This is a genomic window from Chitinophaga sp. OAE865, from assembly GCF_040546735.1.
GTDB lineage: Bacteria > Bacteroidota > Bacteroidia > Chitinophagales > Chitinophagaceae > Chitinophaga > Chitinophaga polysaccharea_A.
Window position 1 is genome coordinate 6,030,633 of record NZ_JBEPOF010000001.1, and the last position, 24,627, is coordinate 6,055,259.

Genomic DNA, 24,627 nt, shown 5'->3' on the forward strand with positions numbered 1-24,627 from the left:
CTTAGAAGATAACCGCATAACCTGTTTTCGCCTGTATCGGCACTATCAGCTCCGCGCGGCCGTTCTGATTGCGGATAATGGGATTTGCTTTGGCATCATCCATCTTCACATAATAGGATTTATCGCCAATCACATACAAACCAGGGGATACCTGCTCTATACTATCTCCTACGGCTATACGCAGATACAGGTCGGAGGCAGGTTGCTGCACCGTAACGGTACGGTGAATGCCCTGGTTTTCCGGGAGCACGCTGATATCATCTGTTACAGCGGTACCATAAATATTATAACGGAAAGTAGGTTTACCGCTTTCATCGAGTGAATAACCGGTTGGACGGAAGCCGGTACCTGTAGTATCCGCGCTCCAGGCAGTTTCTTTGGTAGCCAGTTTACCAATGGCCAGTGCAGGCTGGTTGGTAAGCACCTGTACGGTACCCAGCGGGCGGGAAGATCCATCGCCGCGGTCATGCCACATAGGCGTGGTGTTCAGGAATTCGCCGCGCCATACCTGGAAAGGCAGACCGTTGTCCATATCGTAGGTGTAATGCACTTTGGTTGGGCTGCCTACAGACACAGCATGTACCACGCGTTTGCCGCCACGAACATCCATGAAACTGCGCAAAACTGTGTTTTCGTTGGCCGTTACCAGGATAGGATCAGTGGGATCATCAGCGGGTACATTGGTATCGCTGATCACGAACTCGCGGATACCTGCTTCACTTACAGATAAAGTGATGGACGGTTTAGCCCAGTCGGTGTTTTTGACGTATAATACTTCCACAGGGTAGTTACCCGGCTGCAGGTCAATGCTGCCACGGCCATCCCAGCCCCTCGGGAGGATCACCTGCTGGTTGTTCACCTTCAGCACACCGCCGCCGCCGGATGTATGCAGGTTGAAATGATATTTACCGGCTGCTTTAACGGCCAGAGTAGCGGTGTAGCGCACCAGGAACTCATTGTCCGGCAAACCTGCAATGTTGGAGGTAAGCAGCGGGGAGGTTCCGGTAACGGCAGGTTTCAGGGTAGCAAAGTTGGGTTCTTTATCGAAGCTGCCTTTGTACACGCTGTATTTTACGTCTTCCAGGGTTGGTTTGGGAGCGCTGAAGTTATTGATCACGATGTTTCTGAAAGCCACGGTACCGTGATCGCCCTGGATACGAAGCGGACCGGAAGGCACTTCATTATTTTGTACAGCGCCGCGGGTAGGTCCGGAAAGCACTACGTTTTCCTGGATGGTTACGCCATTCAGCTCCAGCTTCAGGATAACGGCATCGGCGATTTTATTGCCGGCGGCATCAAAGCGGGGGGCCTGGAAGGAAATTTTCATGTGCTGCCATAAACCGGGAGCGCGGCTTACATTCTGACGGGGAGCATGGCCGTCATAGCCCTGCAGTCCTTCCGGCTTGCTGTCGTTCCAGCGTTCATAGATCCCTCCGTTGTCGGATGCGCGGGGAGCTAAGGTACCCCAGCTGTCGAGCAACTGGATTTCATACCTTCCCTGCAGGTAAATGCCTGAATTAGAACCTTTAGACATCATATAATCCAGTTCAAGATCCAGGTCACCATGTTCCAGCGTACTGAAAAGGTCTTTACCATGTGCATTCTTTTCCGGCAGGTTTACCAGGATACCGGTACCTGCAGTTGTTTGCAGCAGGTTGTTCTGTTGCAGGTCTGCTTTAACCCCGCCGGCTATACGCCAATTGGCTGCAGGCTGCTGGAATGCAGATAAATCTGTTAATGGCAATTTGTTCTGTGCCATCATCTGTTGACAACTGCCAATACTTAAAATCAATACCAAAGTTCTCCGGTCGTACGCACGTAACTGTGTCAACTTTGGACGGAACCTGTTCCATCTAAGCATAGATCTGGATTTTTTTTAAAAAGTTTACATTGATTGCTAAATGCTTTTAGCGTTTCAGGTGATACATCAATTTTTTTGTACAGGTACTTCCCAATTGTTAATGAAATTTAAATTCTCAACTATCGCTAAACGTGGGACTGTGCTAAATTTGAATCACGGGTGCCAAAATAGAAATTAATTACAACAAAGTAGTGCGCGGGGGAAAAAAAATTACACCAGCGGTAAAAAACTCCTTTGGCGATGCGCGGATTTTGTCTGACTCAGGATTAAACTGATTACTCCTGATTAGACTGATTTGATTTCTTTGGATTACTAAAGATTCAGGGAGACTTAAGCGGATTGGCCTGCCGCGGATTTTGTCTGACTCAGGATTAAACTGATTACTCCTGATTAGACTGATTTGATTTCTTTGGATTTAAAAAGATTCAATGAGATTTAAGCGGATTGGCCTGCCGCGGATTTTGTCTGACTCAGGATTAAACTGATTACGCTGATTACGCTGATTTGATCTTGTAATGATCATTAAAAATAAAGATTCAGGCGAAAGTATCCGCTTAAATCTCCCCGAATCTTTTTAAATCATTACAAAATCAAATCAGCGTAATCAGCGTAATCAGTTTAATCCTGAGTCAGACAAAATCCACCGCCGAACGCGCGCTACAACACCAACCCGAAGCCCGCCAGCTTATTAAGCGTGCTTTCATAATCGGTATGACAAACGCCGTTAATACCCAGCCCCGCTGCTACGTCGATGAACATGGAGCGATCCTCTATATATACTACTTCGGCAGGTTTTACCTGTGCAATGTCCAGTGCAATTTTATAAATGTCCGCATCCGGTTTACGGAAATGCACAAAGCAGGAGGAAATATAAAAGTCAACGAACCTGCTGATATTAAAATGATGGATACGGTGCTCATTCAGCTCCCGGCCTTCGTTATTTACGATCGCAATTTTCAGCTTGTATTTTTCTTTCAGCTTCGGGATCAGCTCCAGCATCTCCGGGTATGGCGCCGATTGGGCATACATAAAATCGCGGAAATCCTGCCGGCTGAATGATCGCTCTTTATAAAATACCACCCGGGTAAGGTATTCATCCAGGGTAAGTTTACCTTCTTCATAGGTATCAAAAGTGAGATGATGCCGTTCTTCTGTTTCCAGGGCATCCAGGTCAAAGGTCTGGATAGCCAGCTTGCGCGCGGCCCTGTCCCATCCATTGGTTAATAATACACCGCCTATGTCCAGGAATAGTGTTGTGATCTTTGTATGATTATCCATTTGTAATTTTTTTACCCTGCTAATGTACGCGGATTTTGTCTGACTCACTGATTACGCTGACTATACTGATTTTTTTTAAATAATTGGGGAGATATAAGAGAGTAATACCCGCTTATATCCCCCCAAATCATTTAAAAATCCAAAGTGATCAAATCAAACAAATCAGTATAATCAGCGTAATCAGTGAGTCAGACAAAATCCATTTATTTCTTCTTTTTGGTTTTCTGCTCCGCTATATAACCGTTAAAGCTGATGGGCGACCGGTCGCTGCTGGTTACCTGGAGGGAAGCATATCCCTCGCTTGACACACTTAAATTAAACGATTGCACCGATCTGTGATCTTTGGGTTTAATGGTGATATTCCAACCATCCTTTTTACCCGGTGTAATGTTGTAATCGAAGGATTTGGTTTTGAAATCCAGTGGCGATTTTGTAGCGCCGTAATCCACAGAAGTATAAGCCCGGCCAAAATATGGCAGGTAACTTATCACGGAATCCGCTCCCACAACTACATTGTATTCCGATGTAAGGTTACGCATGCGGCCACTCATAGGCAGCGCATTCTGCGCTACGAAAACATAATTCTGCGAGTCTATCAGTGATTTGATCCTGGCTGTTTTGTCTGCTTTCTGCTGCGCTTTTGTTTCCTGCGCAAAAAGACTGGTAGAAATAACGGCGCCCAGTAAAAGAAGCATCGCTGTTTTTAATACAAAGAACCTTTTCATATGGTAAGTTTTTACGTAAGAGGAAATGCCAATATCGTACCATAACAGCCGGGGCTACGTTTTGTTCACTGTCAGAACAACACAAATTGCTGTTAAAATACTACTTTTAAGGATCGATGATAAACCCGGAAACATGCCCAACCCATATATCTCGTTACTGAAAACAGCCTGGAAATATGCCCGGAAAGAGCGTAAGAAATATCTGCTCGTCTATTTCCTGTTCCTGATGGCCAATGTCGTTTTTTCCCTGAACCCCGTATTGTTCGGTTGGTTCATAGGGAGCATACAGCGCGATAGCCCTAACCTGCCCCGTTATACCATGATCTTTGCCGGTACTTATTTCGCGCTTAAACTCCTGGAATGGTGCTTTCATGGCCCGGCCCGTATCATGGAACGGCAGCTGGCCTTTAACCTGAGCCGGAACTTCCTCCAGGAACGATACCACCAGGCCCTGCACCTTCCTGTGAAATGGCACCAGGATAACCACAGCGGCTCAGTGATTAATCGCATACGGAAAGCATATGAGGCCCTGAAAGAATTCTTTGAACGGGGCTTTATGTATCTCCACGCCATCTGTAAACTGCTCTTCTCTATGATCGCCATGCTGTATTTCTCCCCCCTCTACGGGAGTATAGGTATTGCGCTGGGCGTGCTTTGCATATGGATCGTACTGCGGTTCGACCGCCCCTTTATCCGCACCCTCAATGAAATCAATGAAGGCGAGCATGTGGTGTCGGCAACGCTGTTCGACAGTCTCTCCAATATTATGACAGTGATCACCCTGCGACTGGAGAAAAGCATGGAAAACGGCCTGCTGGCAAAGATACAGCGCATCCTGAAGCCCTTCAGGAAAAACACCGTGATCAACGAATGGAAATGGTTTGTGGCCGAAATGATGATCTCATTGATCTACTGCGTAATAGCGGTGGGTTACGTTTTCCAGCATTGGGTACCCGGCGAAATCTTTTACGTGGCCGGGCTGGTAACCCTCCTGGGTTATGTAAACCAGTTCACCAGCGTATTCCAGGACGTTGCCTGGCAGTACACAGATGTGGTACAATATAATACGGCAGTGGATACCGCGGGGAATATCAGTGAAGCCTATACGCAGCATCACCGCCCCGATGCAGCGCCGGAACTGCCGGCCAACTGGAACCGGATCAGCATCAGCGCGCTGAGCTTCTCCCACACCGCCACTTATGAAGACAATGCCGGTCCACAGCGCCTGCACGACCTCCATCTCCTGATCGAAAAAGGGAAAAAGATCGCTCTTATTGGGGAAAGCGGCAGCGGAAAAAGTACGCTGCTGGCCATTTTACGCGGCCTGTATGAGCCGGAGCCCGGAGTAACGATACAGGTAAACGGTGAGGCGTTACCGTTAGCTACCGTTAATGAAAGCGTTACCCTGTTCCCGCAGGAGCCCGAGATCTTTGAAAACACCATAGCATACAATATTACACTAGGCCTGCCCTTTCAACCGGAAGAGATCATGGCAGTATGCAGCAGCGCCCATTTTTCAGAAGTGGTGGAAATGCTGCCGCAGGGGCTTGCATCCGATATCCGGGAAAAAGGCGTGAACCTCTCCGGCGGACAAAAACAACGTCTCGCACTGGCCCGCGGCATCCTCGCTGCACGCAACAGCCAGGTGATCCTCCTGGATGAACCCACCAGCAGCGTAGATCCTAAAACAGAAGCCATGATCTACGAAAAAATGTTCCAGGCGTTTTCCGATAAAGCCATCATCTCCGCCATGCACAGGCTGCACCTGCTGCCGCAATTCGATTATATCTACGTACTGGACCAGGGCCGCATTGTATCTGAAGGCACCTTCCATTACCTGCGCAGCAACAGCGCCGCTTTCCAGGAGCTCTGGAAACACCAGGAAAACAAATAGCGTTTTTTGGTAATATTTTATTATCATTGCAACTGCGTTTTCATCCTATGGAATGGTTCTCTCCCACCAGTTACTATCACCCTATGAAAACTCTATGCAAAAAATTTCGCTGTATGACCTGAAACGCAAACTGAGAAACAGTCAGGAGCCAGATGAAATTATCACCCTGCTCGGCTATAACCTTTCATTCTTTACACGGGAGGAGCGGTCACAACTATTATGCGATTTACTGGAATACCAGGAGATATTTTTTGAAGCGGCGGAACTGCTGATCGAAGAAGGCGGCGCAGATATGCATTATAAGAAAGAAGATATTATCCCCATTATTTTTTGTGCAGTGGGCGCCAATAAACCGCAGGCTGTACAATACCTGCTGAACAAAGGTGTGCCGCTTTATATCGATAATGCAGATTATCTTTTTGCCATCGCCTATATTTTTAAACATCACCGGCTGGCAGCTATCACCGATATGCTGCTGATCCTCATTGAACACAACATCCATTTCAATTTTGTACTGGCCAGCATGGATACGCCGCTGCTGCTGGCAACCAGGCATAATAATAACCGGGAAGTAGTACAGTTCCTGTTATCGGAAGAAGTAGATAAGTATGTATATGATGAAGACGGATTTACCGCTATCCATTATGTGCCCTTCGCCAAAGCGCCGTACCTGTATAAGGATATGATCACCTGTATGGCCGATATCGGGGTAAGAACAAAGTTTGCCACCAGTATGGAACCGGTATTTGAATGCGTGATCAGGGTGAGTGAGCACCACACTTTCGAAGAGTTTATCTATGAAGCGCTGAATGCCTTCCTGGAAAACAGGCACCGTATGTACGACGATATTTTTGAAAAGTACTATTACCGGCTGCACCTGATAGCAGAACATATTTCCAATATACGCGCCAGTGCCGGCGATGCTGCATAGCAACCCTTTAATACCGGTACATCCCGTTAAGGCAAATCATGGTTTGTACATGTGAAAATATTTTCATATTTTAGAACAACTGATATTTTCTATACCTAAATTAACCAGAATGCTCACAACACTTGCTGTACTGGCCACCCTCTTCTTCCTGGCCCACGTTTATCTCCTCTTTACCTCATTCGGGAAAAAAGGATTTCAAAAACAAAAATACCTTTGGTCGCATATCACCCTGTGGATTACGGGTGGGCTTGCCTGCCTCATTGCCCTCTTCTTCGCCGGGAAAGGCATTTCCGGTGTGATCGATGTGTTTAATACCCCTGGTAAAGCGGCCCTGCTGTTCCTTATTGCCCTGGCTTTATCAGGCGCTGCACACAGCATCGTGAAACTGCTGGTACTGCCCAGATACCAGGGAGCCGCCTGAATAACGGGATATATTATACGAAAATCCCCTGGCGGTTACCAGGGGATTTTTGATGCGCGTTTCCACATAAAATGTTAAAGGTGGAAAATTTTCTTTTGCCATCAACAATATTGATTATATTTATACCCTGTTGATCCTGGTTTCTTATAACCGCCGGCGCTGGCTGGCTACCGCAACACCTGCAATACTCCGCAGGTTCTGACAGATGATCACCATCAAAAGAAAAAATTGCGCGTTGAAATCATCTTCATAAATAATTATTTTATTAGCACGAAAAGAGAGACACATTTTTATGAATAAGAAAGATATCTGGAGATATAAATCTTTGGAGCAGTTGGAGAATAAGAGTTGGGGAACGGCCACAGATAAGGATTCGGGAATAGTTCAGAAATGTCTTGCCTTAGTTAAAGTACCAGTAGTAAAATTAGCCGCAAGCGAATTGCGCATTTTAATCGGACAATCATTTAATCCTTCTTACCTGGTTCCTTTAGCATTGGAGATATTACAACATGATGTACTGGTAACTGCCGGTATGTATCCCGGCGACCTGCTGAAAGCCGTGCTCGACGTTCCTGCTGCTTTCTGGGAAGAACATCCCGACCTTCACAAAAACCTGCTTGACCTCATGCAGGAACGAAGCGAAGAGATTGAAACAGAAATAGACCTGCCTGAATTCTGGCGTAATAACCTGGTCATGTAAGCATTGTTATTCCTGCGGCAACTTATCTTCTCCCGCTTAAAATAACAACATCACCGGAAAACCTGTCACATCTCCTTCAGTATAATACTACATTACTCCACGTATTTATCAGTAAGGATCTTACCGGAGCTGCTGCAGCGTATACTGCGTAACAGGAATGTTTTGCCAGTACGGCAAAAAAGTATCGCTATTCGTCAAAATTGAATAACGACAACTGCCCTGATGGAGGTAACTTCTCCTGGCTCAACGGCGCATCATTAAAATTAGATAGGGTAATACCTAACAGGCGGATCCGCTTATCTTCCGGGTAAGTAGCTGCCAGCAACTGCTTTGCCGTATCTACAATAATATCATAATCGCCTACAGGAAACGGGAAGGAATGATTCCTGGTGATCTGCTTAAAATCACTATACTTTATTTTCAGGGTAACAGTACGGCCTTTCAGCTGGTAGCGCTGCAACCGGTCGTATACCGTTTTCCCGATCTTTTCCAGTTCCGCTTCCATATCAGCTACCACGGTTAAATCATATGGGAAAGTATCTTCCGCACCAAGCGATTTCGTTTCCCTGTGCGGCTGCACTTCCCGCTCATCTATCCCCCTCACAATCCGGTAATAGAAACTACCTACTTTGCCAAAATGGGTTTTCAGATCCTGCTCCGATAACTTCTTCAGATCAGCCCCTGTAAAAAGCCCCATCCTTTTCATTTTATCGGCAGTTACCTTTCCCACGCCATGGAATTTTTCTACCGGCAGCGTTTCCATAAAAGACTCAATAGACGATGGCCCGATAAACGTAAGCCCGTCCGGTTTATTGAGGTCCGACGCAATTTTTGCCACAAACTTGTTTACAGACACACCCGCTGAAGCGGTGAGCTGCAACTCATTCCTGATGGCCTGCTTGATCTGCCCCGCAATTTCAATGGCGGAACCAATATTCAGCTTATCCTGGGTTACATCCAGGTAGGCCTCATCAAGCGATAATGGCTCTATCAGATCCGTATAACGGGAAAATATTTCGCGGATATGCCGGGACGCTTCCTTGTACGCATCAAAACGGGGCCTGATAAAAATAAGCTCCGGGCATAACTGCAAGGCTCTTTTGGAAGGCATGGCGGAACGCACGCCAAACTTACGCGCTTCATAACTGGCAGTGGCTACTACCCCACCCCGGCCCTCCGGCGAGCCGCCCACAGCAATAGCCTTGCCGCGGTAAACCGGGTTATCGCGCTGCTCTACAGATGCGTAAAACGCATCCATATCAATATGAATAATTTTTCGTTGTATACTGTTTGGTCTGTTCTCCATTTCAACACGCCGGAAGCCCATGTAAAGATATTCAGTATTTGGCGATTCAACCCACAAAAAAGATATTTTTACAGCACATACCGTTACCTTCATACACTAAACTTTCTAACAGTGGCCGACTACGATCAGGAAATTTCACACGAGCACAAAAAATTTGAAAATATCACCTGGGAAGGCAAAACACTCTCCGGCAGGGAGTTCTACGACTGCCACTTCTATAAATGCAGCCTGAAGGAATGCATCTTTATAGAATGTACTTTTGAGAAATGTACTTTCGAAGAATGCGATCTTTCGCTGATACAATTCAAACAAACTGCTTTCAGCCGCGTGACACTGCAATATACCAAAGCCATTGGCATTGCCTGGCACAATGCCCGTAGCCCGCTCACAGTAGAGTTCCATCACAGCCGTATCAGCTACTGCAGCTTCTCCGGTCAGAACCTGAAAAAAGGAGTTTTCCTCCATTGCCAGGCAGATGAAGCCGATTTCTCCGGCTGTAACCTCTCACAGGCCGACTTCTGCGGCACCGATCTCGCAGGAGCGCGCTTCTCAGAAACAGATCTTACCCAGGCCAACTTCACCGGCGCCCAGCGATATGCCATTGATGTACAAAGCAATAAAGTAAGAAAAGCGAAATTCAGTTTGCCCGACGCTCTGGCGTTGCTCGATGGATTGGGCGTGGAGATAGTAGAATAACGCGACGAAATTCACATGGATTTTCTTACTTTGGAAAGAAAAGCAGCTGCGCTATGATCAGGAAGAAAGAAGGCTTTCAGGGCCAGCGGATGATCGTTATTCCACGTAATATCCTCAACAGGAAATGCGCCCGGGAACCGGCGCTTATGCCGCTGTATATCACGGATATAGGATATTATCCCAAAGCGCTGTTCCATCACAGGAAAAGGGCGCAGGGCGCAGAACAGCATATTCTGATCTATTGCCTGGAGGGTAAGGGCAGCATCTCGCTGAAAAAAGAAGTACATACTATCCAGGCGGGCGACTGCTTCCTGCTGCCGAGGAAATGCGCGCATGAATACAGCGCAGATGAAAATGACCCATGGACCATCTACTGGGCCCATTTCCTGGGAACCAGTGCAGATGGCATTGTTCAAACAGCTATCAGGGAATGGAAAGGGAATAAGGTATACCTCCCACACTCGCCCGACAGACTGCACCAGTTTGAGCGCATCTACGAGCAGCTGCAAAGAGGCTACAGGGAAGAAAACCTGGTTTGGTCCAATATGAACTTCTGGTCGTTCCTCTCCTCCTGTGTTTACCCCGACCTTACCCAGCAGGGGAAAGCTTTCCGTCAGAATGATGCCATCGATCAGTGCATCGATTATATGAATAACCACCTCGACCAGATGCTTACCCTCCAGCAAATGGCGCAGGCGGTAAATCTCTCCCAGTCACATTTCTCTTACCTTTTTAAAAATAATACCGGGTTCTCTCCCATCGAATACTTTAACCAGCTGAAAGTTCAGAAGGCTTGCCAGTACCTGCTCTTCACACAACTGCGTATCAAGGAAATAGCCGCCCAACTTGGCATGGAGGATCCTTATTACTTCTCCCGGATGTTTAGCAGGGTGATGGGTGTATCACCCAATCAATACAGGGAAAAGAAATCGTAACCGTAAGATAATCCATCATAATCAGCATATCATCTAGCCCCTGTTTCATGCCACCGGCTTATTTTTACGGACGTCAATGAAAAAACAATGGACCATTTTTCCACGTTGAGGATTACAGTCAGCCTCACCCTGGCAGCAGGAGCAGGTTTGCTCTTTGCCGCCTGCAGTTCTGACAGGAAAGTAGACTTCAGCACCGAGGTAAAACCAGTGCTAAACAAGCATTGTATCAGCTGCCACGGTGGGGTGAAGCAAAGCGGCGGATTCAGTGTACTGTTCAGGGAAGAAGCCCTGGGCGTAACCAAGTCCGGCAAGCCCGCTATTATTCCCGGTCACCCGGAAAAAAGCGAATTCATACGCCGCCTTACCTGCAAAGATCCTAAAGAACGGATGCCGCAGAAAGGCGAGCCGCTTACCCACGCAGAAATAGATATACTCACCCGCTGGGTGAAACAGGGCGCAGAATGGGGAGAGCACTGGGCGTATGTATCTCCCAAAAATATCCCGGTACCTGATATCGATGTTCCCAAGGGGAATGAAATAGACCACTTCATTCAAGCAAAATTAAAAGAAGAAGGACTGAAACCTTCCCCGGAAGCAGATAAAATGACCCTGCTACGCCGCGTAAGCCTGGACCTTACCGGCCTGCCACCCACTCCTGAAATGGCCAGGCAGTTTGCCGTCAGCAACGATCCCAAAGCATATGAAAAAATAGTGGACAGCCTCCTGCAATCGCCCCACTACGGCGAACGCTGGGCCGCCATGTGGCTGGACCTGGCCCGCTATTCCGATACCAAAGGATACGAAAGGGACGATAGCCGGCGGATATGGCGCTACCGGGATTGGGTGATCGACGCATTTAATAACGATATGCCGTACGATACCTTCACTATTGAACAACTCGCAGGAGATCTGCTGCCTGACCCTACCCGCGACCAGCTCATTGCCACGGCGTTTAACCGCAATACCATGACCAACGACGAAGGCGGTACGCAGGACGAAGAGTTCCGCACCGCTGCCGTAATGGACCGCGTAAGCACCACTATGGATGTGTTCCAGGGCGTTACCATCGCCTGTGTGCAATGCCACAGCCATCCTTACGATCCCTTCCGCTTTGAGGATTACTATAAGCTGATGGCCTTCCTTAATAATACCCGCGATGAAGATACCCATATGGAACATCCCAAACTTCGTTTGTACGACAGCGTTAGTACTGCCGAAGTGAGGCAGGTAAGCGATTGGGTAGCGCAAAACGGTAACACCCAACAGGCAAAAGAAGTACAGGAATTCCTGAAAGTACTGGAACCAAAAGTACATGCGCACGTGGCGGATAATTATATCAACGGCGCCCTGCTGGATACAAAATATATGGGCATCAGGAATAACGGCAGCTGCCGCCTCCCGCAACAGAACATGGAAGGTAAAACACAGCTGCTCATGAACTACTGGACCGGCAGTAAAGGCGGTTCTGTAGAGTTCCGTCTCGATAGCCTGAACGGCCGCACTATCATCAAACATAACCCTGGCGCCCACCAACGGCCGCCTCGCCATCAGCATGCCGTTGCCACCCGTTACCGGCACACATGATGTATATCTTATTTTCCGCAACCCGTCCCTCAGCCCCGCAGATGCAGTATGCAGCGTGGAGTGGTTTGCGTACCTGGGCGATATTCCCGGTAAAGGAAAACCCGGCTATGATAAGATCAACAACACCTGGTTATCTCTCATCAATCAAAATCCTGATGATGTACCGGTAATGATTGAAAATCCGCCGGTAATGGCCCGTACCACCAACATTTTTGAACGGGGCAACTGGATGGTAAAAGGCAAAGCAGTAACACCGGATGTACCGCATTCACTGAACCCCTTCCCGGCAAAAGCGCCGCGCAACCGCCTCGGTTTGGCCATGTGGCTCACCGATACCAAAAACCCGCTCACTGCCCGCGTAATGGTGAACCGTTTATGGGAACAGGTGTTTGGCACCGGTATCGTGGAAACTCTGGAAGATTTCGGTACACAGGGCTTCACACCATCGCATCCCGAACTGCTCGATTATCTCGCTTACCAGTTTATGCATAAATACAGGTGGCATGTAAAACCACTGCTGCGCGAAATTGTATTGTCAGCCGCCTATAAACAAACTTCTTCCAGCACCCCCGAACTGCAGGAAAAAGACCCCGCTAACCGCCTGCTAGCCAGGGGACCGCATTTCAGGCTTACAGCAGAAGAAGTAAGAGACCAGGCCCTCACCGTGAGCGGCCTGCTGAACCGCCAGCTGCACGGCCCCAGTATTATGCCCTACCAGCCCGATAATATCTGGCAAACCGTGTGGAGCGGCGCAACCTGGAAAACCGCCGACGACGGCAACCAGTACCGCCGTGCGGTATATGTTTACCAGAAACGTACCAGCCCATATCCATCTATGCTTTCGTTCGACGGCAGCAGCCGCGAGGTATGCCTGCAGCGGCGTATCCGCACCAACACGCCACTCCAGGCATTGGTTACGCTCAACGATCCGGTATACGTGGAAACGGCAGCCTCGCTGGCAAAGCATATGCTGAAAAACGGCGGCAACGATGCAGCGGCGTGTATCCGTTGGGGTTATCAGACGGCGATGTATAAACCACTGCCCGATAATAAGCTGAAAGTGCTGCAAAAACTGTATACACAGGCGCTGGCAGAATATAAACAAAAACCTGCCGAAGCGGATAAACTGTTGCAGCATAAAGAAAACACACCACAAAAAGCGGAACTGGCGGCACTCACTGTGGTAGCCAACGCTATTATGAACCTGGATGAATTCCTGACTAAATCTTAATGCGGTATGACTAAGCATGCACGACTGATAAAGGAAGCAAATGATCAAACGCTGCGGTATTTCACCCGCCGCCACTTTCTGATGGATTGTGTGAAAGGCCTTGGAGCTGCCGCGTTCAGCTCTTTTCTCGCCAGCTGCGGCAGCAGCAGCAAAACCCTGGTAGACCTGGCCGGAAACCCCATGGCGCCACGGGTGCCACAATTCCCCGCAAGAGCTAAAAGCGTGATCTACCTGCACATGGCAGGCGCCCCTTCACAGCTGGAACTGTTCGACTATAAACCGGCCCTACAGAAATTACATAACCAGCTATGCCCACCATCCCTGCTGGAAGGGAAAAAGTTTGCCTTCATCCGCGGCGTTCCCAAAATGCTGGGCCCACAGGCTGTTTTCGCACAACATGGCGAATCCCGCGCATGGATATCCGATCACCTGCCGCACTTTGCTACTATGGCAGATGAAGTGAGCTTCCTGAAAGCAGTACAAACAGACCAGTTCAACCATGGCCCCGCGCAGCTGCTCATGCAAACCGGCAGCGCAAGGCTGGGACGCCCCAGCATCGGCTCCTGGGTTACCTACGGCCTCGGCTCTGAAAATGATAACCTGCCAGGCTTCGTAGTGCTCACCTCCGGCGGGAAAACACCTGATGCAGGTAAAAGCGTATGGGGCAGCGGCTTCCTCCCCTCCGTATACCAGGGCGTACAATGCAGAACCAAAGGAGAGCCGGTGCTTTATCTCACCGATCCCGATGGTATGAGCCGCGATCTACGCAAAGAATCTATCAACGCCATCAACGAGATCAACAAACAGGAATACGCCACCTTCGGCGACCCGGAAACATTATCACGTATCTCCCAGTACGAACTGGCTTACAAAATGCAGATCTCTGTGCCGGAAGTGATGAACATCAGCAACGAACCTGATTATATCCACGAAATGTACGGCACGCAGCCAGGCAGGGAATCCTTTGCCAATAACTGCCTGCTGGCACGCAAACTGGTGGAAAAAGGCGTACGCTTTGTACAGCTGTACGACTGGGGATGGGATAGCCACGGCACCGACGAAAACCTGGCGATCGACTACGGCTTCCGGAACAAATGCCGGGAAATTGACCGCCCCATTACCGCTTTGCTGAAAGACCTGAAACAACGCGGTCTGCTCGATGAAACCCTGGTGATCTGGGGCGGCGAATTCGGCAGAACCCCTATGCAGGAAAACAGGGATGGGAAAGACATGCCTTTCCTGGGCCGCGATCACCACGTGGAAGCCTTCACCATGTGGATGGCAGGCGCCGGTATCAAAAAAGGATTTTCCTACGGTGAAACCGACGAAATAGGCTATGCCGCCATAAAAGGTAAAGTAGCCATCAATGATATTCATGCCACCATACTGCAGCAGATGGGCTTTGACCACGAAAAGCTCACCTACCAGTTCCAGGGCCGCCCGTTCCGGCTCACAGATACCGGCGGAAAAGTAATTACACCCATACTAAGCTAAACCTACATGAACAGTAACAGGAGAAACTTTATCAAACAATCAGCCATACTTGGTTCCGCATTATGTATCCCTGCCCTGCCGGCATTTGCCGCCGCTACACCTGTAACCGCAAAAGAAGGATACCGCCTTATTGTACTGGCCACCAACTGGGGTTATACCGGCAGCATCAACGATTTCTGCGCACAGGCAAAAAAAGCCGGGTACGACGGCATCGAAATATGGTGGCCCAACGAAACCGCCGCGCAACAGGAACTGTTTGCCGCGCTGGAACAACACGGGCTTGAAGTGGGATATTTGTGCGCGGGCTACGACAGCGACTATACGAAACATGCGCAGCAGTTTGAAACCATGCTGAAAGCAGCTACCGGTCATAATAAGATCAAACCGTTATATATTAACTGCCATTCTGGGAGAGACTATTTCTCCTTTGAGCAGAACAGCGCTTTAATAGATATGACTTACCGGGTCTCCAAACAGTCGGGCATACCGGTGTACCACGAAACACATCGCTCACGCATGCTGTTTGCCGCGCATATTGCCGGTAAGTTCATCGACGCAAAACCAGACCTGCGCCTTACCCTTGATATTTCGCACTGGTGCAACGTACATGAATCGCTGCTACAGGACCAGCAGGCCACGGTTGCCAAAGCCCTGGGCCGGGCCGGGCATATACACGCCCGCATCGGGCACCCGGAAGGACCGCAGGTGAATGATCCCCGCGCGCCCGAATGGGCCAATGCCGTGAAAGCGCACTTTAGTTGGTGGGATCAGATAGTACAGCGCCATCAGGCTGCCGGTAAACCACTCACTTTCCTCACTGAATTTGGCCCGGCCGATTACCTGCCTACGCTGCCGTACACCCGGCAACCGGTAGCCGACCAATGGGATATCAATGTATTTATGATGAACCAGCTAAAACAACGTTACAGTAAACCATGAGATTATTGATCAGTAGCGGCAGCTGGAGTATGTTTATCGGACGTTCGCATCCTTTACTGGTACACCTGCCTATCGGCATTTTAATTATTGCATTTATACTCACCCTGCTGGCACGCAGGGAAAAATGGCGGCATGTACAAAGCGCCCTGCCCGCGGTATTGCTGGCAGCAGCACTGTCTGCCATACTCAGCTGTATCACCGGCTACCTCCTTTCACTGGATGGAGGCTATGAAGAAAAGCTGCTGCAAACGCATAAATATCTCGGTATAGGCGTGGCCGTTATCAGCACCGGCCTGTACCTGCTGGAAAAATATAAACACCGCTTTCCACGCCTGCAACTGCCCGCCGCCCTGCTCATGATATTGCTCCTAAGCGCTGCAGGGCATTATGGTGGTAGTCTTACCCACGGCGATGACTACCTCACCCAGGCCATGCCTGCGCCTTTACAGCGGATGACAGGCATGAATAAAGCAATTGATAACGCGGCAGCCTATACGAATATTGGTGATGCCCGCTTGTATGAAGACCTGGTGCAGCCTGTACTGGCCAACCGTTGCTATGGCTGCCATAACGAACAAAAACTGAAAGGCGGCCTCCGGCTGGAGTCCATTGCCCTTATCCGTAAGGGCGGGGAGCACGGCCCTGTGCTGAAGGATAGTTTGCCGGAGGAAAGCGAGTTATTCAAGCGGTTATTATTACCTGAAGAAGACGAGCACCGTATGCCCCCAAAAGGCAAGCCTTCCGTGACACCGCAGGAACTGGAACTGCTGCACTGGTGGATTGCCGAAGGCGCCCCTGCCGGCAAAACCGTGAAAGAGCTGGGAAAAACGCCGCGTATCCTTGCCGTGCTGGAAGGGATGCAACCGGCTACCCCGCTGGATAAACAGGAATTTGTACCTGAGGAAGGTACCGGCGCTCCCAGCGCACAGAAAATGGCCGCCCTGGAAGCAAAAGGCGTAAAGGTAATGCCGGTAGGCACAGGAAGTAATTACCTCACCGTAGATGCCATTAATGCCGCAGGCTTCAGCGACCGCGATATGGAGTTGCTAACGGCGCTGAAGGAACAACTGATCTGGGTGGATCTTTCCGGTACCGCTATCACCGACAACGCTTTTGCCGCACTTGGCCAGCTGAAGAAGCTCACACGGCTGGATCTGAGGAATACTGCCATTAAAGGCAATGGCATAAAGGAACTTGGCAACTGCAGGGAGCTCCGCTATCTTAATCTCGCCGGAACGGCGGTAAATTCCGAAGGACTATTAGCCTTAAGGCAAAATAAAAAGCTGCAACAGTTATATGTGTACCAGGCCGGTGTTACACCTGCCGCATTCAGGCAGCTGCAGCAGGCGTTACCAAAGCTGAAGCTGGATACAGGCGGTTACCGTTTACAACAACTGGCATCTGATACTATTATTTATCATAAGATAAGCGGGTAATGATGCCGGCGTTTACAGTTATTTATCCGGAAGCAGCAGGTTATGATGCCGGCCCTGGAAATCATCCGTAACATGGTATCCGCCGGTATCAGCTGCCATTAAACAGCAACTGCGTGCAGACATCACCGTTACTCATACACCTGCGCCGCATTCGCCAGCCGCAAGGCAATTTTTTTAGCCAGGGATCTGGGGGACAGCACTTTCATATGTTCCCCGAATCCCAGGATCTCCCGCTCCAGCTCAAAATTCAGGACTACATCAATGCTCACGATAGTCCCCTTCTCATCTTCCTTTAATATTTCCTGCGAATGATGCAGCGGCTTTGTAAGCACATAAGGCGCATGCTTGGGATCAATTTGCAGTACTACTTTATGTACCGGGTCTTTCTCCGTTTTGGTAACGCCTATCAGGTTATTGTAATACTCATCAAAGGGCATACCTTCCCAGGCAACGAATTTTTCTTTGGGCAGTTCCTGGATGCTGATGATACGATCCAGCGCCAGGGTTAGCAGCTGATGATGGTGTTTGTTCCGCGTGATCAGGAACCAGCGGTTGCGGTATTCCTTCAGAAGATAGGGATAACAGATGAATTCCCGGGCCTTGCTGGCCTTAAAGGATTTATAGGCAATCAGCAGAGCCCTCTTATGCAGTGTTGCCTGGTAAAGCGGGTTAATATGCGATAACCCCAGCAGGCGGTGATTATTCTCCAGCTGTATACAGTTCAGGTGCGCACCGGTCGATTTATACAGGTTATTCTCCAGCCGCGCTATCATATCGCTCATATCATCAAAGTAACTGAAGCCGTTGAACTGTTTCAGCACCGCTACTATTTCCTTCATCTTATCCACGTCGGCATTATTAATGGGAGCGTTTGTAATGCTATAGGCAGGATCGCTGTAGGTATAATACTTGCGGTCCTTTACTATAATAGGCGCATTATAACCCAGCTTATCACTGCGCATTAACTGGATATCCGCCTGGATGGTGCGCCTGCTCACACCACTGCTGATACCTTCAAAATCATACAACACGTCTGCTACTTTCTCAATGAGATCTTCCAGCGTCCACTTACGGTAGTGGTTACGCAGGCATTCATCGATGGCCTTGTACCGGATCAGGGCCAGCTTATTAATGGACATACTAACTATTTGTACAAAGAAACGAAATTACTACGCAATATACCTGCGTAGAATTTTTTATTCTTCTGAAAATAAAAATTTAAGTAGATGATAACCAGTATATTAAAAATATTTTTAGAAAATTAATTAAATACGCAGATGTATTGCGCAGATGTATATGCATCTTTGTTTCATCGGAAGCGGTCAAATAAATGTTACTTCATTCGATTAAAAAGAACATTTGTAATTAACGCAGAAGATGGGAAAGCAGTAGTTCAATGGTTGAACACCGGATCCTGTAGTTTTGAAATTACCGCCAGGGTCAATTAAAACTTACTTCCTGATTCCAACCCGGAGTTGCTGGTTCGAATCCGGCCTGCTTTACGAATCGAGGTCAATTGTTGCTTACTTCTTTTTTTGGTAAAACAGCAACAAAATTATCTGATTATTAAATACGACTACAATGGACGCTTTATTAAGAACAGGATTAAGACAACAGGCTATTTACATTCCTGATACAGTTGTGAATACAGACACGCTGCACATCACGCCGGCGGCGGGAATGCTGGTGACCAATCTTGCTAAACTGGGATTCGGCGTTACGGAAGATCTTCTGCACGCGCTGAACCATACCTCGCCTGCCTACCAGGCTACTATCCTGGAAACATTCCAGGAAGTGATGGGTGTGAAAGCCAACTGGACCCCGCTGATAAAAAACTGGCAGGTGCCTACCAACGAATCGTTCATGGATCACTTTATCACCTACTTCACCAATAAATTCAAAGGCCCCGGCACAACGCTCCAGTGCGGGCATATCATTCCTGCGAATACTTTTCCGCTGGAAAGATATAACGGCTGCCCTTACTGCGGTACACCGTTTGAATTTGGGGAGCTGGAGAACATGGGTCAGGGAAGCAAGATCCGTGTACTGGAACGCTGGAACGATAAGCTGGCAGCGAAATACATGGAAGATCTGCTGACTTCCAAAACAGCCCTGGATGCTACCCAGGTAGAAAGCATGAAAGCATTACTGCATATTTTTCCGCTGCCTGCTGTAAAAGTGGGTATGAAAGAAACGCTGATCACAGTTATAGATGTACTGATCGAAAAAGAGGAAACAGAAAAAGCGGGGACAATGTTTACTACGCCTACGGATATACTCCGCTACCTGTGGTACAAACATACCGGCTTCCTGCAACTGGTTAAACCAGGCACCATCATCAAACGGAAAGAAAAAAACAACCGGCAGATGCACCCAGATAGCTATCCTACGTTGCAGTCGGTATCGGCGGCAGCCATGCTGAAACTGAAATACAACCGCCGGCAGGGATTGATGGTCGCCCGGTGGCTGAACAGCCTTGACATGGATATAACAGCCATGTGTGAGATCATGCATCCGCAACGTAACATGTGGGTACGCTTTATCCGCGCCCTTCGCCTTCCTGAATTCAGCAAACGCGAAGGCTTCGGAAAACTCCGGGAACTGCTTGACCGGTTCTACCGCCAGGATTATACGATATGGCAGGGACAGGTGAATCATTACCGTTTACGTTATGATGCCACCAATACACTGCAGCTGCTGCAACAGCGCCCAGGCCTGTTTGCCCGCTCGCTGTTTGCCAATATGCTGTGGTTTGGCCCTGAAGTCGTGGTTGCGGCCTTTGATAACATCACCCATAAAGTACCTGCCCGGCTGTTGCTGACCCTGCAGATGTATGCAACCTATTACTTCGATAAATCAGCTACCCGTGCAGTAAAACCACTGGGCGGCGTGAGTAAAAGCATCCCGGCCAACCGCCAGCTGCACATCTATGAAGATGATCAGGTACAGGAAATGCAACAGGCTGTAACACACCTCTGCATCTCCGCCATGAAGAAACGCTTCGCAGCGGTGCCTGCCACTGCCAAAAGTATCTACATCGCGCCGGAGCTGTACAAAATACCACTGTCTATCGGCGACCGCAGCGAACAGCTGCAGGACCTGCCAGGCGCATTAATGGGTACCCGGTTTAAAGTGGAAGGCGATAAGATCATCCTGTTCATGCAATGGGGTAAAGGCTTACCTGCCCAACACCTGGATATGGACCTCAGCTGCCGTATCGCTTATGAGAACAACCGTACAGATCACTGCTCTTTTGCCAACCTGAAAACAACCGGGTGTATACATAGCGGGGATATCCGTTCCATACCGGACCAGATAGGTACCGCGGAATATATTGAAATAGACATTCCTGCACTGGCCCAGGCCGGCGCACAGTATGTCACATTCACCTGCAATGCCTACAGCCAGGGCGCCATTGCCCTGAACCTGGTATTGGGATGGATGAACAGTAAACACAAAATGACAGTATCCAATAAAAGCGGCGTAGCCTACGATCCTTCATGCGTGGATCATATGGTACGCATCACCGGCGGGTTAGCCAAAGGGCTCGTGTTTGGCGTACTGGATGTGGCAGCCCGGGAAATCATCTGGCTGGAAATGGCCTTCGATGGCCAGATTATCCAAAGCCTTAGCACCAGCAACGTACAGGCTATCCTGAAAAAACTGGACAGCAAACTGACCATCGGCCAGCTGCTGGCGGCCAAGGCCGAAGCCCAGCAACTGCAGCCTGCCACCGAAGCAACCGCCGACGAAGTGTACAACATGCAATGGGCGCTGAACACCGCTGCCGTAACACAGTTGCTCATCGATTAAAACAGTTATACAACACAATTACTCACCCGTTAACATTAAACATTTATAAAAATCAACACATGATCACCGCCGCGATGCAGTCACTCATTGATTTAATATGATAAGATCAACACATGATCCATCAAATAAATCATCATCATCCTGAGTCAGACAACATCCGCCTATCGCCTTCGGCGATCCCGGTATAACAACAGCAGCAAGCCCGCCGTGCTGCTGTTGTTATTGTGATTTAACACACTTTTTGCATCCGCCCTCGTCAATTTTCTGAAAATGGTGTTATATTCATTCCATTGTCATACATGGATAGAAAGATTTTACTACTACTGCTACTGGTTGCACCTGCTGTAGGGTATGCCCAGCAAACAGATAAGGCAGACTCAACAGTCACTGTTTCAGCGCCCAAAGGATTTTTTGATAACATTAAGTATTATCTGAAGCATACCAACGTAGAAAAGAAAAAGAAAAACCTGGACCTCAGCTTTATCGGAGGCCCGGTTTATACCCCTGAAACCAGCTTCGGGCTGGCCGTCATGATGGCCGCACAATACAAAACAGATAGGAAAGATTCCCTGCTGCCTATCTCCAATGCCGCGATATACGCCTCTGGCGCCCTCACCGGGTTTTATGGCATCGGGATCAGCAATACCACCATATTTCCGCACGACCGGTTCCGGCTGGCACTCAAAGCCTCTTTCAGCTCCAGGCCCAACAAATATTGGGGCATAGGCTATGAAGCCGGCAGCCATAAAGACGATTACACCGAATATGTACAGCTCACAGAAAAACTCCAGGCCGATTTCAGCGTGAACCTGAATGGCAACCTGTTCATGGGTATCTGTACACAAATACAGAACGTGCAAACAAAAAAACTCGATACAGCCGGCGGCAAGCCGCTCATGATACCGGGAAAAGTGCTCGGCATCGGGGCGGGCCCGTTTATTGTGTATGATACGCGCGACTTTATTCCGAACGCCTACAAAGGCATGTACGTGCGACTGGGGTACCGCTTTTTTCCTTCCTTCATGGGTAATAAGGCCGTATTTTCGCAGCTGGACCTGCAGTTCGACTGGTACAAGCAACTCTGGAAAGGCGCCGTACTGGCTACAGACCTCTACGCAGAAGAACGCAGCGGCAATGTCCCATGGAGCCTTCTGGGAGAAGCCGGCGGCTCTAACCGTCTGAGGGGTTACTACGAGGGCCGCTTCCGCGACAAGAACTACCTGGCCGCCCAGGTGGAGCTACGGCAGCGGATCTACAACCGCAGCGGCGTGGTGGCCTGGATAGGCGGAGGCAACGTATTCCCCCGCTTTAATGAACTTGAATTCCGGCAGTCGCTTATCAGCTACGGCGTCGGCTATCGCTGGGAGTTCAAAAAACGTATCAATATCCGGCTGGATTATGGCAGGGGCAAGGATCAATCGGGTTTTTACTTTGGTATTAACGAGGTTTTTTAAGGAGATGCCCGGGTGATGATCCGAAACCTTTAAATCAACGCCAAACCCTTTACAGCAAATCGTTTCCTGATCAAGTCCACCTCACCTCCATGTACAAAGCACCTGGTAAGCATATGCAAAGCAACTGCCAGGCATTTCCCTGGCAATTACTCCTCCTGTCACCTTAAATTAAATGTACCACGTGGCTATTTTTGTGTAAGATTCCTTTCTTTTAACGCGGCAGCGCTTTCCCCGGGCATGATACTGAAATATGCGTATCTCCCTGAGGCCCCGCGAAACGGCTTCCAGGCAAGCGTTTACTTCTCTCCCTTATTCCCCTCCATCTGCTTAATAATATTATTCACCTCCGTTTCGGTGGCGCGTAACTTCTGCTGGCAAAACTCAATAAGCACAGCAGCACGCTTTACCTTTTCCGCCAGCAGGTCTACGGAAACAGCTTCATTCTCTATTTCTGCTGCAATCAGCTGCAGTTCATTATAGGCAGTTTCATATGTCAGTTCCTGGCTCATGTATAGTGTTTTTTTCAGTAATAGTTGCTTCCAGTGAGGCATCCTGCAATACCACCCTGATATGGCTTCCGGGTTCAAGGGTAGACGCATCGGGAAGAATTTGCCCGTCCCGGTACACGATGGCAAAGCCCCGTTTCAGGATACTGGCGGGACTCATCAGTTTAAACAGCGAATCGTAATGCGCAACCTGTCCCCTTTTGCTTTGAATATACAAACGGCTGAAAGAACGGAAGCGGCCAATCATATTGTCCAGGTCATTCAGGCGGTTGGAAACAGTGATCCTTGGTTTCGACAACACGGCATTGGACACATTCAGCAGTTCCCGGTGCCGGTTCAGCAGTATGGACTTCGAGGTGTGCAGCACCACGTTGTTGCACACATGCAGGGCCTCTTTATGATGGGCCAGCAGCGTCCTCGACTGGTTAATAATAGTGCTGTTCAGGTACGACAATGCCTGGAAATGCGCGGAGAACAGCTGCTGCGAACGGATCACAATATGCTGTTGCATACCGGTCACCAACTCTTCAAATGAACGGTTATGCGCAATGATCAGTTCCGCTGCTTTAGTAGGTGTTTTGGTGGCGGTATGCGCCATCATATCGGTGATGGTCTCATTTTTCTGATGCCCTATTCCCGTAATCACCGGGATGGGAAACTTCGCCACCGCCCTGCCCAGGATAAAGGTATCAAAGATCAGGAAATCGGTTTGCGCACCTCCCCCGCGGATAATCACCACTGCATCATAAGGCACCTGTCGCTGGTAAATATCTATCAGCCGTTGCTGCACCAGCTCCGCCCTGGTTTCCCCCTGCACCACGGTGAAATAATTATCGATCTTAAACGTATACCCGAAATGGTTATGCTCCAGCGTATGCCGGAAATCCTGGTAACCGGCGGAATTGCCGGACGTGATCACCGCCAGCCGCTGGATCACTCCGGGCAACGGCAACTGGTTGTTGCGGGTAATGTAACGGTCGCCCACCTTCCGTATAAAATCCGCACACTCGGTGGTAAGCCGAAGCAACGTTTGTTGTTTCTGCTGTTCCAGCAGCCCCACCGTAAAACTGGTATCTATATCCAGCAGCGTGATCTGTAACCCGTGTACCTGGTGATATCCTACAGCCACTTTCACCAGCACGTGAATATCATTCTTAAACTGCTGCCCGGTAACAAATTCAAATTCCTTTATCCGGATAGCGCCGTTCCCCCATGCAACCGCCGATACTTTAGCCACAATGCCACCTGCATTCGCCTCTTTTTCCACCAGGTCAAAATAATGATATCCCTTCTGCTGGTAATACGAATGATTGGTAACATCTGCCACTACCCAATAGGTTTGTTCTGCAAACACCTGTTGAAGCGCCTGCTGGATTTTTCCTGTAAGAACAGATAGTTTTATGAAAGATGAATCGGTCATGGC

20 protein-coding genes and 1 tRNA gene are annotated in these 24,627 nt (G+C 49.0%); 14 read left to right on the plus strand and 7 right to left on the minus strand.

The window, feature by feature from the left end; genetic code table 11:
- Position 1: 1 nt before the first annotated feature.
- The 3 genes from ABIE50_RS24110 to ABIE50_RS24120 all read right to left on the minus strand — a co-directional run bounded on the left by ABIE50_RS24110 (position 2) and on the right by ABIE50_RS24120 (position 3,864).
- Complete coding sequence (locus ABIE50_RS24110; RefSeq protein WP_209858845.1) at positions 2-1,861, minus strand: 3-keto-alpha-glucoside-1,2-lyase-like domain-containing protein; 1,860 nt, start codon at positions 1,859-1,861, stop codon at positions 2-4.
- A 657-nt stretch (positions 1,862-2,518) separates the two neighbouring features.
- Positions 2,519-3,139, minus strand: coding sequence for an HAD family hydrolase (locus ABIE50_RS24115; protein WP_209858843.1), 621 nt, complete (start codon positions 3,137-3,139; stop codon positions 2,519-2,521).
- 203 nt (positions 3,140-3,342) lie between these two features.
- Complete coding sequence (locus tag ABIE50_RS24120) at positions 3,343-3,864, minus strand: DUF4251 domain-containing protein (protein WP_209858841.1); 522 nt, start codon at positions 3,862-3,864, stop codon at positions 3,343-3,345.
- Between the two features lie 133 nt (positions 3,865-3,997).
- Here ABIE50_RS24120 and ABIE50_RS24125 point away from each other — a divergent pair, with 133 nt between their 5' ends.
- The 4 genes from ABIE50_RS24125 (at position 3,998) to ABIE50_RS24140 (ending at position 7,810) form a co-directional block, all read left to right on the plus strand.
- Positions 3,998-5,758: an ABC transporter ATP-binding protein gene (locus ABIE50_RS24125; RefSeq protein ID WP_209858839.1), complete on the plus strand. Its 1,761-nt coding sequence runs from the start codon at positions 3,998-4,000 to the stop codon at positions 5,756-5,758.
- A 94-nt stretch (positions 5,759-5,852) separates the two neighbouring features.
- Positions 5,853-6,689 (plus strand): ankyrin repeat domain-containing protein, encoded by an 837-nt coding sequence (locus ABIE50_RS24130; protein ID WP_209858837.1) that lies wholly within the window; start codon positions 5,853-5,855, stop codon positions 6,687-6,689.
- A gap of 109 nt (positions 6,690-6,798) precedes the next feature.
- Complete coding sequence (locus tag ABIE50_RS24135) at positions 6,799-7,110, plus strand: hypothetical protein (RefSeq protein WP_209858835.1); 312 nt, start codon at positions 6,799-6,801, stop codon at positions 7,108-7,110.
- Positions 7,111-7,402: 292 nt separating this feature from the next.
- Positions 7,403-7,810, plus strand: coding sequence for a contact-dependent growth inhibition system immunity protein (locus ABIE50_RS24140; RefSeq protein ID WP_209858833.1), 408 nt, complete (start codon positions 7,403-7,405; stop codon positions 7,808-7,810).
- A gap of 187 nt (positions 7,811-7,997) precedes the next feature.
- Here the strand turns inward: ABIE50_RS24140 and dinB are convergent, their stop codons facing one another.
- Positions 7,998-9,137, minus strand: a complete 1,140-nt coding sequence (dinB, locus tag ABIE50_RS24145; protein ID WP_354028294.1) for a DNA polymerase IV — start codon at positions 9,135-9,137, stop codon at positions 7,998-8,000.
- A gap of 90 nt (positions 9,138-9,227) precedes the next feature.
- Between dinB and ABIE50_RS24150 the strand changes: the two genes are divergently transcribed.
- From ABIE50_RS24150 to ABIE50_RS24180, 7 genes are all read left to right on the plus strand, one after another.
- Complete coding sequence (locus ABIE50_RS24150) at positions 9,228-9,812, plus strand: pentapeptide repeat-containing protein (protein WP_209858831.1); 585 nt, start codon at positions 9,228-9,230, stop codon at positions 9,810-9,812.
- Positions 9,813-9,865: 53 nt separating this feature from the next.
- On the plus strand, positions 9,866-10,747 hold the full coding sequence (locus ABIE50_RS24155) for an AraC family transcriptional regulator (RefSeq protein ID WP_209858829.1): 882 nt from the start codon (positions 9,866-9,868) through the stop codon (positions 10,745-10,747).
- Between the two features lie 87 nt (positions 10,748-10,834).
- Positions 10,835-12,331, plus strand: coding sequence for a DUF1549 domain-containing protein (locus ABIE50_RS24160; RefSeq protein ID WP_354028156.1), 1,497 nt, complete (start codon positions 10,835-10,837; stop codon positions 12,329-12,331).
- Positions 12,300-13,562, plus strand: coding sequence for a DUF1553 domain-containing protein (locus tag ABIE50_RS24165; protein ID WP_354028157.1), 1,263 nt, complete (start codon positions 12,300-12,302; stop codon positions 13,560-13,562). The genes ABIE50_RS24160 and ABIE50_RS24165 overlap by 32 nt, the downstream gene beginning before the upstream one ends.
- Before the next feature lie 6 nt (positions 13,563-13,568).
- Positions 13,569-15,056, plus strand: coding sequence for a DUF1501 domain-containing protein (locus tag ABIE50_RS24170; RefSeq protein WP_209858825.1), 1,488 nt, complete (start codon positions 13,569-13,571; stop codon positions 15,054-15,056).
- Between the two features lie 6 nt (positions 15,057-15,062).
- Complete coding sequence (locus ABIE50_RS24175) at positions 15,063-15,995, plus strand: sugar phosphate isomerase/epimerase family protein (protein WP_209858823.1); 933 nt, start codon at positions 15,063-15,065, stop codon at positions 15,993-15,995.
- Positions 15,992-17,431: a c-type cytochrome domain-containing protein gene (locus ABIE50_RS24180; protein WP_209858821.1), complete on the plus strand. Its 1,440-nt coding sequence runs from the start codon at positions 15,992-15,994 to the stop codon at positions 17,429-17,431. The genes ABIE50_RS24175 and ABIE50_RS24180 overlap by 4 nt, the downstream gene beginning before the upstream one ends.
- A 128-nt stretch (positions 17,432-17,559) precedes the next feature.
- Here the strand turns inward: ABIE50_RS24180 and ABIE50_RS24185 are convergent, their stop codons facing one another.
- Positions 17,560-18,570: a helix-turn-helix transcriptional regulator gene (locus ABIE50_RS24185; RefSeq protein WP_209858819.1), complete on the minus strand. Its 1,011-nt coding sequence runs from the start codon at positions 18,568-18,570 to the stop codon at positions 17,560-17,562.
- Positions 18,571-18,813: 243 nt separating this feature from the next.
- Here ABIE50_RS24185 and ABIE50_RS24190 point away from each other — a divergent pair.
- From ABIE50_RS24190 to ABIE50_RS24200, 3 genes are all read left to right on the plus strand, one after another.
- Positions 18,814-18,933 (plus strand) — tRNA-OTHER (locus ABIE50_RS24190).
- A 79-nt stretch (positions 18,934-19,012) separates the two neighbouring features.
- Positions 19,013-21,244 (plus strand): hypothetical protein, encoded by a 2,232-nt coding sequence (locus tag ABIE50_RS24195; protein WP_209858817.1) that lies wholly within the window; start codon positions 19,013-19,015, stop codon positions 21,242-21,244.
- A gap of 299 nt (positions 21,245-21,543) precedes the next feature.
- Positions 21,544-22,698 carry a BamA/TamA family outer membrane protein gene (locus ABIE50_RS24200; RefSeq protein WP_209858815.1) on the plus strand — a complete coding sequence of 385 codons (1,155 nt, stop codon included), beginning with the start codon at positions 21,544-21,546 and terminating at the stop codon, positions 22,696-22,698.
- 296 nt (positions 22,699-22,994) lie between these two features.
- Here the strand turns inward: ABIE50_RS24200 and xseB are convergent, their stop codons facing one another.
- Together xseB and xseA are read right to left on the minus strand one after the other, a co-directional pair.
- The gene (xseB, locus tag ABIE50_RS24205) at positions 22,995-23,207 is read right to left on the minus strand and encodes an exodeoxyribonuclease VII small subunit (RefSeq protein ID WP_142688054.1); all 213 of its coding nucleotides are present in this window, start codon (positions 23,205-23,207) and stop codon (positions 22,995-22,997) included.
- Complete coding sequence (xseA, locus tag ABIE50_RS24210) at positions 23,185-24,624, minus strand: exodeoxyribonuclease VII large subunit (protein ID WP_209858813.1); 1,440 nt, start codon at positions 24,622-24,624, stop codon at positions 23,185-23,187. Before xseA ends, xseB begins: the two co-directional genes overlap by 23 nt.
- Between the last annotated feature and the right edge of the window lie 3 nt (positions 24,625-24,627).